At 60.0% G+C, this 12,203-nt stretch carries 8 protein-coding genes; 4 read left to right on the top strand and 4 right to left on the bottom strand.

What is annotated here, in order from left to right; genetic code table 11:
• Window positions 1-44: 44 nt before the first annotated feature.
• Window positions 45-782 carry a DUF4412 domain-containing protein gene (locus tag E0L29_RS01845; RefSeq protein WP_131353941.1) on the bottom strand — a complete coding sequence of 246 codons (738 nt, stop codon included), beginning with the start codon at window positions 780-782 and terminating at the stop codon, window positions 45-47.
• Window positions 783-957: 175 nt separating this feature from the next.
• Here E0L29_RS01845 and prmC point away from each other — a divergent pair, with 175 nt between their 5' ends.
• From prmC to dnaJ, 4 genes are all read left to right on the top strand, one after another.
• Window positions 958-1,848 carry a peptide chain release factor N(5)-glutamine methyltransferase gene (gene prmC, locus E0L29_RS01840; RefSeq protein WP_131353939.1) on the top strand — a complete coding sequence of 297 codons (891 nt, stop codon included), beginning with the start codon at window positions 958-960 and terminating at the stop codon, window positions 1,846-1,848.
• 160 nt (window positions 1,849-2,008) lie between these two features.
• Window positions 2,009-3,082: a heat-inducible transcriptional repressor HrcA gene (hrcA, locus tag E0L29_RS01835; RefSeq protein ID WP_131353937.1), complete on the top strand. Its 1,074-nt coding sequence runs from the start codon at window positions 2,009-2,011 to the stop codon at window positions 3,080-3,082.
• Window positions 3,083-3,112: 30 nt separating this feature from the next.
• Window positions 3,113-3,691: a nucleotide exchange factor GrpE gene (locus tag E0L29_RS01830; protein WP_131353935.1), complete on the top strand. Its 579-nt coding sequence runs from the start codon at window positions 3,113-3,115 to the stop codon at window positions 3,689-3,691.
• Between the two features lie 54 nt (window positions 3,692-3,745).
• Complete coding sequence (gene dnaJ, locus E0L29_RS01825) at window positions 3,746-4,945, top strand: molecular chaperone DnaJ (RefSeq protein WP_131353933.1); 1,200 nt, start codon at window positions 3,746-3,748, stop codon at window positions 4,943-4,945.
• 80 nt (window positions 4,946-5,025) lie between these two features.
• On the opposite strand, the gene E0L29_RS01820 is transcribed toward dnaJ, so the two are convergent.
• From E0L29_RS01820 to E0L29_RS01810, 3 genes are all read right to left on the bottom strand, one after another.
• Window positions 5,026-5,676, bottom strand: coding sequence for a flavodoxin domain-containing protein (locus E0L29_RS01820; RefSeq protein WP_131353931.1), 651 nt, complete (start codon window positions 5,674-5,676; stop codon window positions 5,026-5,028).
• Window positions 5,677-5,810: 134 nt separating this feature from the next.
• Window positions 5,811-8,315, bottom strand: coding sequence for an ATP-binding protein (locus E0L29_RS01815; RefSeq protein ID WP_131353929.1), 2,505 nt, complete (start codon window positions 8,313-8,315; stop codon window positions 5,811-5,813).
• Window positions 8,312-12,202, bottom strand: coding sequence for a PAS domain-containing protein (locus E0L29_RS01810; protein WP_131353927.1), 3,891 nt, complete (start codon window positions 12,200-12,202; stop codon window positions 8,312-8,314). The genes E0L29_RS01815 and E0L29_RS01810 overlap by 4 nt, the downstream gene beginning before the upstream one ends.
• Window position 12,203 lies beyond the last annotated feature (1 nt).

Raw genomic sequence — 12,203 nt, 5'->3', positions numbered from 1 at the left:
GTAGGTGCTTAGGGTTGAGGCTTCTGCGGAGAAAAAATATACGACTACCGCTCGAACTTTTTCATCTTTTCCATCAGGTTTTTCAGGTGGGCCTTGCGCTCCGGGCTGACGGGGGCGTCGTCGGCCGTTACCCTCCGGTAGTCATCGGGTACCCTGAATTCGGTGTCGGGAAGGGGTTTCGGCCATACCTGCACGAGCTCCATCCGGTAGGTCTCTCTGCCGGAGCGCTGCGTGATGCGGACGGGGAACCCTTTGATCCCGGCTTTTTCGAGCGTCCGTGAGAGCGAGGTGTTCGAGAGGCGCGGGTTCTGCGACTGCAGGATGCGGAAGGCGGAGAACTCCCCGAGTCCTTCGGCCATCCAGAGCTCGAGTTCATCCGTGGAGCTTTTCAGCCGGACGTGCTTACAGCTGTAGCCGTTGACCGACGCCTTTCCGAGCCGCTCGAGGGTGTAGTTGCTGTCGAAGTCGAGCAAGGTGGCGTTCTCGGCAGCCGTGCGCAGGTTCAGCGGCGTCCAGGTGCGGCTGTCGTGGTTGATGAAGATCGCTTTGTCGGGATCCGATGCGCGGGTGATGACGGCGGTGCGCAGCGGCTCGGGGATCTTCGAGAGCTGGGTGAACATCTCCATTTTCTGTGCACGCTCTCCGAAATAGTAGGTGAGCTCGGAGCGCCCGGAGGGCATCGTGAGCTGCATTTCCATGATCCCCGTGAAGGCCGCGGCTCCGCTCGGGGCTGTTGCCATGGCGGCAAGAATCGTGAAGATGATCAGAAGCAGTCTCGGCATCGGTGTCGGGTGTGGTGAAGAATGGCGCCGCATGGCAGGTTCGACGCTAAAGCTACGCAAATCTCCCGACATCCGGCGCGCCCGCGGTTTTTTATACTGCCCGGGAGGGCGTACATTCTTTTTTCAGGTCGCTCCGGAAGCGGAGCGGCGCAACGATTAACGCGATCCTTCAGGCGTGACGAATCCCCCACAGGAGTGGCAGGTGGCCGGCCTGCTGAAGACGACGGCCGAATTCTTCGCCTCGAAAGGGGTCGACGAGGCGCGCCTCGGCGCAGAGCTGCTGCTTTCGAGCGTGCTCGGCGTTGAGCGCATCGAACTCTACCTCCAGTATGAGCGGCCGGTCTATGCCGACGAGCTCGAGCGCTTCCGCGCGCTCTGCCGAGAGCGCCTCGCCGGCCGTCCGGTCCAGTACATCATCGGCGAACAGTGGTTCTACGGCCAGCCCTTCACGGTCGATTCGCGGGTGCTCATTCCCCGTCCCGAGACCGAACTGCTCGTCGAGCACGCGCTGGAGCTCCTGGCAGCGGACGCCGCCGCACCGCCGGGCGGGCCCCGCATCCTCGACGCCGGCACGGGCAGCGGCTGCATCGCCGTGACCATGGCGCTGCGGAACCCCGATCTTTGTGCCGACGGCATCGATCTCTCGGAGGGCGCGCTCGAAATCGCCGCCGCCAACGCCCGGCGCCACGGCGTCTCCGGGCGCGTCTCGTTCTGGCACGGCGACATGACGGACGCCTCCCTCTCCCTTCCCGCCGCCCCCTACGACATGATCGTTTCCAATCCGCCCTACATCCCCGAGGCCGAATGGCCGGAACTGCAGCGGGAGGTGCGGGACCATGAACCCAGGCTCGCCCTCACCGTACCGCAGGGGATGGAGTGCTACCGGGCTCTTGCCGCCGCGGCCGGCCGCCTCCTCCGCCCGGGAGGCCGGATCGCGCTTGAGATCCATGCCGACGGAGCCGCCGGGGTGCAGGCGCTCCTTGCTGAAGCGGGCTTGCTGGAGATCAGCGTTACCAAGGACTACTCCGGCCACGACCGCATCGTTTCCGGGCGGCGTCCCGCATGAAATTAATTGCTCCCGCAGCTTGTTCTGGAGGTGTGGTAGCCCTGTGGCTTCCCCCGTGTCCGGAGATCGGTGCCCTTGTTGGTGCGGTGAAGTGTTTTTCGTACATTCCCTTTTCTCTCCGGGCAGCGTACTGCCAGGTATCAAAACAGGTAACACTCTGATGGGTTCTCGTGAGCTGAGCCTTCGGGAACGGCAGGTGCTGGGCATCATCATCCAGCTGTACGTTGTCACTGCCGCTCCGGTAGGCTCAAGGTACATAGCAAAGAACTACAACCTCGGTCTTTCCGACGCCACGATACGCAATGTCATGGCCGATCTCGAGGCCGAAGGCTACATAAGCCAGCCGCATACCTCTGCCGGCCGCATCCCCACCGACCTCGGGTACCGCTACTACGTAGACCTCATCATGAAGGTCCAGCGTATCGACGAGGAGGAGAAACGGCGGATGGAGTCGGATTTCGGTGCGATCAGCATGGAGGGACGGGGGACATCGGCCGAGGTCCTGGTCTCGGCCGCGAAGGTGCTCGGAAGCATCTCCCGCCAGCTCAGCGTGGTGCTGTCGCCGACCCTTTCGAACGCGGTCTTCGAGAAGCTCGACATGGTGCTGCTCAGCTCCACCAGGATGATGGTGGTGCTCTCGATCCAGTCGCTCTTCGTCAAGACCATCGTAATGGAGCTGCCGCACGAGCTGAGCCGCCGGAAGGTGGATGAGGTGGTCGATGTGCTCAACGAACGGCTCTCGGGGCTGACGCTTGCAGAGATACGCCGCTCGATCACCCGGCGCCTTGCCGGCAGCAGCTGCGACCCCCAGCTGAAGGAGCTGATTGTGCGCTCGGCCGACAGCCTGTTCGACGAGTCGCCCATTTTCGAGCGGCTCTACATCTCGGGGGCCGAGTACATCGTCGAGCAGCCGGAGTTCAAGCAGCCGGAGCGGGTGCGGGAGCTGATCACCATGATCGAGGACAAGCTCAGCGTTGCGCGCCTCGTCGAGGACATCGTACCGAAGACGTCGGAGAAACGCACGGCCGGCCACGACGTCTCGATCAGCATCGGACGCGAGAACAGCGCCCGACAGGCCGAGGACCTGACCATCGTCTCAGCGCCGTACTATGCCGGCAGCATGGTGGGGACGCTCGGGATACTTGGGCCGAAACGGATGGATTACGAGCACGCGGTCCGCGTGCTCAACTACATGGCGGATTGCCTGACCTCGACGCTGTCGGAAGTCAACTAACCACAATTTCAGAATAGATATACAGTCCCAATGATGAAGAAAGAAGAACCATTGCAGGAGCAGGAAACGCAGTTGAACCGACAGGAGGCCGAAGGGCAGCCGGAAGAGCCGGCCGCACAGGCCCCTGACCCGAAAGTCGCCGAGCTCCAGGCCGAGCTCCGGGCCGAAAAGGAGCAGACCGGGAAGTTCCGCGACGAACTGCTCCGCCGTGCCGCCGACTTCGAGAACTTCCGCAAGCAGAAGGAGCGCGAAGCCGTCATGGCCTCGCAGCGCGCGACCGAGAACATTCTTCGCGACCTGCTTCCGATCCTCGATGATGTCGAGCGGGTACTTGCCAACCCTCCCGCTCCCGAAGAGATCACGCCGGCGGCGAAGTCCTACATCGACGGGGTAGAACTCATCAAGAAGAACCTCGACCGCTGGCTCGAGTCGAAAGGGGTCAGGCCGATCGAGGCTGTCGGCACGAAGCTCGACGTCGACTTCCATGAAGCGATTTCACAGATGGAGCATCCGGATGCCGAAGCGGAGACCATCATCGAGCAGTACCAGACGGGCTACATGCTCGGAGAACGGGTGCTGCGCCACGCGAAGGTCATTGTGGCCCGATAGGGGGAGCGGAGAGAACGAGGAGTGAACGAGACATATAATTTCTGAGAGACTGAGATGAAAAAAGATTACTACGAGGTCCTTGGCGTCAGCCGTACTGCCGACAAGGACGCCATAAAGAAGGCCTATCGCAAGCTGGCCCTGAAATACCATCCCGACAAGAACCCCGACAACAAGGACGCCGAGGAGCATTTCAAGGAGGTCAACGAGGCCTACGAGGTGCTCAGCAACGACGACAAGCGTCGCCGTTACGACCAGTTCGGCCATGCCGGCGTCGGATCTTCGGCTGCATCGGGCGGCGGCGGCCAGTACGGCGGCGGAGCCGACTTCAACGATATTTTCAGCGCCTTCAACGACATGTTCGGCGGTGGCGGCGGCGGGCGCAGGGGCGGTTCGCCCTTCGGTGGCTTCGAGGAAGCGTTCGGCGGCGGCGGTTCGCAGCGCCGCAGGGCTTCGGTCGGCATTCAGGGGACCGACCTCAAGATACGGCTGAAGCTGACGCTCGAGGAGATCGCAAAGGGGGTCGAGAAGACCATCAAGATCAAGAAACAGGTACCCTGCAAGGAGTGCAACGGCACCGGCTCGAAGACCGGCGCGACCGAGACCTGCCCCACCTGCCACGGTGCCGGCGAGGTCCGCCAGGCCTCGAAGACCATGTTCGGACAGTTCGTCAACATCGCCGCCTGTCCGACCTGCGGTGGCGAGGGGCGCATCGTCAAGGACCGCTGCCCCTCCTGCTACGGCGAAGGCATCAAGCAGGGCGAGGTGACCGTGAAGGTGAACGTGCCGGCCGGCGTGCAGGACGGCAACTACCTGACGCTGAGAGGCCAGGGCAACTCAGGGCCCCGCGGCGGCGCGGCGGGAGACCTCATCGTGATGATCGAGGAGAAACCGCACGACCTTTTCCAGCGCAACGGCGACGACGTTATCTACAGCCTCGCCGTAAGTTTCCCCGACCTCGTGCTCGGCACGAAGGTCGAGGTTCCCACGCTCGAAGGCGCCGTGAAGCTCTCCATTCCTGCCGGCACGCAGCCCGAGACCATGCTCCGCATCCCGGGACACGGCATCGGCCACCTGAGGGGGTCGGGCAGGGGAGACCAGTACGTGAGGGTCAATGTCTATGTGCCCAAGGATCTCTCGCAGCAGGACAAGGATCTGCTTCGCGACCTGCGCAAGTCTTCTTCCATCGCGCCGGAAGCGCACAGCGCGGGAGGAGAGAAGAGCTTCTTCGAGAAAGCCCGCGACATCTTCGGCTGAGCAGATCGCATGAAAGAGCTGAATGAAGAAAGGCCGGATATTCCGGCCTTTCTTCATTACCTGTGGGCGTGGGGGCGTTCCTACATGCCGCCGAGCTCCGCTTTCGCCTCGTCGATGACCTCCGGGGTGATCGAGGTGTAGCCCATGTCTTCGGCATACTCCTCCGCCGCGGTCTTGATGCGCTGGCGGAAGAACGAGGGGACCTCGTCGAGCAGCTCTTCGGCCTCTTCCGTCCAGCTCACGATGGAGTTGCGTTTTCTTGTGGCTTTCCGGTAGGCACTCGTCAGTTCGTCGACGAACTCTTCGATCACGGCCGGGTCGGAGAGCTGCTGCGGGGAGAAGATCTTCTCGGTGAGGATCTTGTTCGGCACCAGGTGGATCTTCAGCTGCGGCATGTAGAGCAGGGTGGCCATCGGCTCGGGGCTGCCGCAGGTGAGGAACAGGGCGATCTTCTTGCGCTTCAGGTTCTTCTTCAGGTTGCTCTGCACGAGGGCGCCGAGCAGCTGCGAGGAGACGAGAAGGTAGTAGATAGGAGCCCCCATGATGACGACATCGAACTCCTGGACGAAACTGTAGTCGGCCTGGGCCTTGCATCTGGCCTTTTCGACATAGGCGCCGCTTTTGGCCAGTTCCATGCCGATGGAATCGATCAGCCGGTCGGTGGATCCTCCTGCGGTCTTGCTGTCGTAGAGGATGATGGCCCGCATGGGCGCGTTGCTGGGTTGCGTCATGGAGTGAAATGGATGGTTGCGGCCCGGGGCCGATGGTTCATTGTCCTGTCATAATAACACATTGGCAAAAAAAACGCTAATGGCCTCCTGGCGCTGCCGGGAGAATCCCCCCTTTTCCGTCTTCCTCCGTTGGCTTATGGTGCGCCATCGGCTCCCGGCAGGCTTACCGTGAACGTGCTGCCCCGGTTTACGGCGCTTCTGACGCGTATGGATCCGTTGTGGAGCTCGACCAGTTCCCTGACGATCGCCAGTCCCAGTCCGGTTCCGCTTGCCTGTGAGGCCGAGTGCTCGCTGCGGTAGAATTTGTCGAAAATTCTCTCCTGGTCTTCCGCAGGGATGCCCATTCCCGAATCCTCTATTTCGATCAATACGCGCGCTCCCTCACTGCGGAGGCTGACCTTGACGGTTCCACCCGACGGGGTGAATTTCAGGGCGTTGCTGATCAGGTTCATCAGGACCTGCCGGAAGGCGCTCGGGTCGAAGATGATTGCGTGTGCCGTTTCAGGGTGCTCCAGCGTCAGCTTGTGCCACCGGTTGACGGGGCTGCGTCGCAGCAGGTCGACTACATCCTCAAGCGTTTTTACGGGGTCGATTTTTTCTTGCTTGTATTTTTCCTTGCCGGCGTCGATGCGTGAAATGGTCAGCACGTCCTCGATCAGCGAGGAGAGCCGGGAACTTTCATCATGAATGATCGAGAGGAACTCTTTCCTGGTCTCGAAGTCGAGCTTCTCGTTGTCCTTGATGAGCGTACTTGAGAAACCGAGTATGGAGAACAGGGGGGTGCGGAGTTCGTGGGATACCATCGAGATGAAATTGTTTTTTATCTCGATGTTCTCCATCAGCAGCTCTTCGTTTTTCTTTTCCCGGCTGATATCCCTGAAGATCAGGAGGCAGAGGTTTTCGCTTCCGCTGATGATCATCGTCGATGAGATCTTGACAGGAACGCGCCTGCCGTTGCTGCAGCGGATCTCGGCCGGCAATGCCGTTACTCCGTCCGGGCTGAAGATTCTGTCGCGGGACTCGTTGACCGGCTTTTCTTCGGGCATGACGAGCTCTTCGAGGCGGACGTTCTTGAGCGCGGAGCCATCATAGTTGAGCATGCTGATGGCGCTGCGGTTCCAGGTGACCGGCATGCGGCTGCGGCTGTCGAAGACGACGACGGGGTCGGGGATCGCCTGGAAAAGCCTGTTCAGGCGTTCCTCGCTCATCCGTATCAGCTCCTGCATCCGTTTCTGGGCGCTGATGTCAAGGGTGACGCTGCTCAGTACCACGGGGGCCCCGTGGCCGTCGCGCTGGATGATTTCCGGGCGGCAGAGAACCCAGATCCATTTGCCGGAACGGTGCCTCAGGCGGAGCTCGAGTTCGTGGGGGGCCTCTTTATTGCCTCTCAACTCCCTGATGGCGTCGCGCAGTTTGTCGTGGTCTTCGGGTTCGACGAAGTCGAAGAGCGAGTAGGTGCCCTCCGGCGGATAGCCGAGCATGTCGAACCAGACGCTGTTGAAGCTCGATCGCCCGTTCTGCATGTTGAGGGTCCATACCCCGGCCTGTGCCCCTTTTTCCAGCTGCTGCTGTTTTTTCTGTTCTTTTAGCAGGCGGTTGTACCCGTACCGTTTCATCAGGTATATCGCCAGGATTGCCGTTGCGACAAGGGTGAGCAGCAGGGAGCGGAAGATGAACGCAAGGAAATAGTTATGCAGCGTGTCGTCCTCGCGGTAGGATGCCAGGTAGCCGATATGGTTGTGTTGCGTATCCTGCAGCGGCATGAAGGCTACCGCGTAGTACGCATTGTTGTGGCGTGCCGTCAGGATGCCGCCCTTTCCCTGCTCGATCAGCCCTGGTATGCGATCCCTGAGTGTATTGTTGAGCGCCTGCTGCAGGGGGGTCGGGCCGGATGGCTCGTTGAAAATATAGTTTTTGCTCAGCTGCACCCCGCGATAGGACTGTTTCTGCTCTGAAAAGAGTATCTCGTCCAGCTTTCGCGACCGAAGCAGCAGGGCGTACTCGCCGTGGAAGACCTCTACGAGCGACTTCCGCAGGTATCCCAGGTCCATGGAGAGTTCCACGCTGCCGAGGTGCTGGCCATGGTCCATCAGGGGGAAGACGTTGCGATAGGCGCTGAGGACCCGCCCCGGTTCATAGCCGCTGGTATGTTTTTTGTCCCTGTTGGCTATGACGACGGACGGGCGCCAGGGTGTCAGATCGTCACCGTACCGTTCGGGTTTATGGGTTCTCAGGAAGCTTTCGTTGTTCGGCAGGTGGAAATGGATGTGGGTGAAGTGCTTCTGCTTCAGGCTCTCGCTGAGTGGATGGACGATCCTGTAGAGGCGGTTTCTCGCGATCTTTTTCAGCTTCTCGTCGCCCATGTTTGCCTGGCGCATAAGTCCAAGGACCTCCCGGGTGCAGATATGGTCTTCAAAGAAGTGATGGGCTAATTCGTTCTGCATCTGTTCGGTGATCTGCAGCGAGAACTGCAGGTTTCCCATCACCGATTTTTCGTATACCGATTTTTGCTGGTTGTACATCCTCTGGCTGAATGCAAGGATGAGGGTGAGGAGAACCAGATAGACTGCGCCTGCCGCAACTGCAGTTCGTGCGAATCCCTTCAACTGCGTCGCCGGTTTTTCCCTGCTGTTGTTCATGGTGCCGCCGCCAGCTTGTGTGCGCTGCAGGAGACTTCGGCAAGCGGGATGTTCAGCCTGAAAATGCTCCCCCTGTCGGGTTTGCTGCTCACGCTGACCGAACCGTTCAGGCTCGTGAGGATATCCCTGACGATGGCGAGCCCGAGGCCGGTTCCTTTCGTGTTTTTTGCCGAGTGTTCGCTGCGGAAGAATTTGTCGAAGATCTTCTCCTGATCCTTTTCCGGAATGCCCATGCCGGTGTCTTCGACTTCGATGATGCCGTTTTCATCGTCACTTCGCAGATGAATCGTGACCGATCCTCCTGCCGGCGTGAATTTGATGGCGTTGCTGACCAGGTTCATCAGGACCTGTTTGAGGGCGTTTTCGTCAAACATGACGAGGATGTCTGCTGCGGTTGCAGAGCTGGTCATGTTGAGCTTTGCGTTCAGGGCGCTTCGACGCAGGGTTTTCATGATATCGTTGATCGCGCGGTCCGGTTTGATCGGTTTCGGCTGGTATTTGTCCTTGCCGGCATCGATGCGTGAAATGGTCAGCACGTCCTCGATCAGGGTGGAGAGCCGGGTGCTTTCGTCATGGATGATCGAAAGGAACTCCCGGTGGGTGTCGGTACGCGGCGTATCGGCTTCTTTGAGCAGCATGCTTGAAAATCCCAGGATGGAGAACAGGGGGGTGCGGAGTTCATGCGAGACCATCGAGATGAAGTCGTTCTTCAGGCGGATGTTTTCCTGGATCTGCGCTTCATGGCGTTTCCTCTGCGTAATGTCCCGCAGGGTTCCGACGGCCCTTGCCGGACGGAGGCCTTCGGGTGGATGGACCTCCCCGGAGAATGAAACAGTGCAGCGTTCCCCGTTCTTTTTCTGCAGGTGGAGTTCATAATCGGCAATACGCTGTTGCCGCAAGAGGGTGAGGTAGAGCTGCGTTATTTCACGGCGGTCGCGATAGTACTGCATCAGGTCAGTATGCAGGACATCCTCTCGCCCGTACCCGAATTGCCTTACCGACGGCGTGATTTCGGTGATGGTTTTGCCGTTGAGCTCGATTTCCGTATAGACGTCCTGGATGTTTTCGAAAATCGAGCGGTACTGCTGTTCCCTTTCGGTGATCTCCTCCGCCCACCGTTGACGGTTGATCGCACCGAAGAGCAGTTCGGCTCCAATGTGGAGCAGGGGGAGGTGGGTATCGATGATGGCGGGTTTCGAGACCCATTCGAGGCTGATGATTCCGGAGAGCTGTCCGTTTTCGGTTATCGGCAGGATCAGGAGTGCGCGGCTTTCCATCGTGAAGCATTGGCGGAGCTCGGCCTGCTCCTTTTTCTCAAGTGAGGCGATGTCGGGGATGAAGACCGGTTTCATGTTCAGGCTTTCACCGATCCACCGGGGATGCGGGTCAAGCGTTATGTCTGCATGATGGCCGGGCTCTCCGTCCGTGTGCCAGCAGAATGTCGAGGAGAGCGCGTTTCGGCCGACGGTGCGCTCAAAAATGGTGATATGGGCCGCCCTCATATGCGTTCCGATGCTGCCGAGTGCCTCCTGGACGGCATGGCCGGCCTGTTTGCTGTCGGTGCTCATCAGGCGTACCGATATCCCGGTCAGCAGTTCCTGCAGTTTCTGTTTCTCCTTGAGCTCTTCGCCGGTCTGCTGGAGCTGCTGCTCGCTGGCCTGGAGCTGCTGGTTGGCTGCCATGAGCTGCTGTTCGCTGGCCTGGAGCTGCTGGTTGGATGCCATGAGCTGCTGCTCACTGGCCTGGAGCTGCTGGTTGGCGGCGTTCAGCTGGATGTTGGCCGACTGGATCCGTTCCCGCGCCTGTCTGCTTTCGCTGATGTCTCGAAAAATGCCCATCAGGCATCGAGTCCCGTTATAGGTGATCCTCGAGGTGATGATGTTTACCGGAGTCCTTTTTCCCGACGTATGCAGCACCTCGCTTTCTATGGTCTTCTGCAGTCCTTCCGACTGGCGTTTGAAGCCATTGAGGGTTTCTGCAAGCTTGTCTTCAGGGTGGAGGGCTTCGACGCTAAGCGTTTCGAGGGAGGCCCGGTTCCGGCCGGTCATCTCTTCGATGATATGGTTGCATTGCAGGATTTTCTTTGTGGCGACGTCGGCGATGACGATGCCGTCCTGCATCCCGTCATAGAGTGCGGCCATTTCCCGGGATTTCTGCAGGGACGTTTCCTCCATCTGCTTGCGATCAGTCACGTCCTGGTGGGTTCCGCTCATGAGGATGGGACGACCGTCGTCGCCCCAGCGGCTGACCTTGCCCCTGTTGAGCACCCAGATCCAGTGCCCGTCTTTGTGGCGCATGCGTGACTCGAACTCGTAATAGGGCTTTTCCCCCCTGAAATGCTCCTGAAGCAGACGCCCGCTCTCTTCCACATCGTCGGGATGGGCGAAGCGCATCCAGGTGTCTATGGAGAGCGGCTGGAGCTCTTCGAGGCTGTAGCCGATCATTTCGGCCCAGTATTCGTTGAACCAGGTCTGGCCGGTCTGGACGTTCCACTGCCAGGTTCCGGCCCTGGTTCCTTCCAGGACCTCCCTAAGCCGTTCCTGCTGCAGGTCGCGCTCCTGCTCGATCTTTTTGTGCTCGGTCTGCTCGTACATGTAGCCCTGGATGGCCGTGACTCTGCCGGTGTCGGGATTCCGCCGGAACTGGGTGAAGTCGAAGAACCACCGGTACTGGCCATCCTTGCACCTGAGCCGGTAGGACTGTTCGAAAAGATCCTTGCCGCCTTCCATGTGTTCCCCCACCTCGCTGACGACTCGGTCGAGGTCGTCGGGGTGGATCAGTTCCGCATAGCGGAATTCCTCCGCCTGCATCTCTTCGGGGGTGTAGCCGAGGCTGTTTTTGACGTTCCTGGATACGAATGTGACCGGCCAGTTCTCTTCATTGGACCACTCGATGGTGAAGACCGGGCCGGCCGAAAGGATGTCCCGCTCATGTTTCAGCTTGCCTTCGGCGCGTATCTGCTCGGTGATGTCCATATTCGTGCCGATCAGGTGTGTGGCTCTCCCCCGGCTGTCGTGGTAGAGTGAGGCGGATGCCTTGATATGGCGGATTTCTCCCGAAGGAAGCAGGATCCTGAAGACCCGTACCGGCTGGGGCACAATCTTTTTCGTGTCGTGGCTCTCTTCGACCGCCCAGCCTCTGTCGTCGGGATGCAGCAGCTCGATCCAGTCCTGATAGCGTCCGGAAAATGATTCGGGGCTCTGGCCGTAGATGCGGTACATGGTTTCATCCCAGGTGAAGCGGGCGCCGGCCAGATCCAGTTCCCATGTGCCGATGCCTCCTGTTTTGACGGCGTTTTCCAGCCGATGGGCGATTTTTTGCCGTTCTGCTGCCGATTCCCGGCGTTCGATGGCATTTGCGACCATCCGGGCGCTGATGAGGGCGATCTGTTCCTGGTATTCGTTGATATCCGCGGGATTACGGCTGATTTCGATGCCGATCATTCCCAGTTCGTTCTGCAGGGATACGATGACCAGGAACGTGGTTCCCTGTTCCTGCAGGGCCCTTTTGAACGCGCTGTCGGGCATTGTGCCCACCGCTACCTTGCAGAGCTCGCTGTGTTCTACGGGAACGTCCGGGCGTGTCGGCGATATCTTCAGCTCTGGAATCGCGTCGCAACAGCGCCATTCATGGGAGCGCTCAAGCCGCCGGCTCCCCCTGTCGGCGAGAAAAAGTGCAGCCCGGTCGGCGGCCAAAAGCGCTCCAAGATTTGCAAGTGCTGTGCGTACGGCGTCATCGATCCCCTCGGTCGGGGTGCCGGCCAGTTCACCGGCGGTTTCCGCCAGCAATGCAAGGTGTCTTGCGGCATCGCTATCGTGCGATTCGAGTTGGGCGGTGCAGATGGATTGCCGGTTTGCCGTTCCGGGTCCGCTGGGTTCTGCTGGCATG

Origin of the sequence: Chlorobium sp. N1, assembly GCF_004332115.1 — a bacterium.
Classification (GTDB): Bacteria; Bacteroidota; Chlorobiia; order Chlorobiales; family Chlorobiaceae; genus Chlorobium.
Note: the sequence above shows the minus strand (reverse complement) of the source record. Positions and strands in the feature narration are given on the sequence as shown.

Bases quoted from the DNA above. Each gene is read 5' to 3' on its own strand.
- E0L29_RS01845 (WP_131353941.1), bottom strand. From the start codon at position 782: ATGCCGAGACTGCTTCTGATCATCTTCACGATTCTTGCCGCCATGGCA.
- E0L29_RS01820 (WP_131353931.1), bottom strand. From the start codon at position 5,676: ATGACGCAACCCAGCAACGCGCCCATGCGGGCCATCATCCTCTACGAC.
- dnaJ (WP_131353933.1), top strand. From the start codon at position 3,746: ATGAAAAAAGATTACTACGAGGTCCTTGGCGTCAGCCGTACTGCCGAC.
- E0L29_RS01815 (WP_131353929.1), bottom strand. From the start codon at position 8,315: ATGAACAACAGCAGGGAAAAACCGGCGACGCAGTTGAAGGGATTCGCA.
- hrcA (WP_131353937.1), top strand. From the start codon at position 2,009: ATGGGTTCTCGTGAGCTGAGCCTTCGGGAACGGCAGGTGCTGGGCATC.
- E0L29_RS01810 (WP_131353927.1), bottom strand. From the start codon at position 12,202: ATGCCAGCAGAACCCAGCGGACCCGGAACGGCAAACCGGCAATCCATC.
- E0L29_RS01830 (WP_131353935.1), top strand. From the start codon at position 3,113: ATGATGAAGAAAGAAGAACCATTGCAGGAGCAGGAAACGCAGTTGAAC.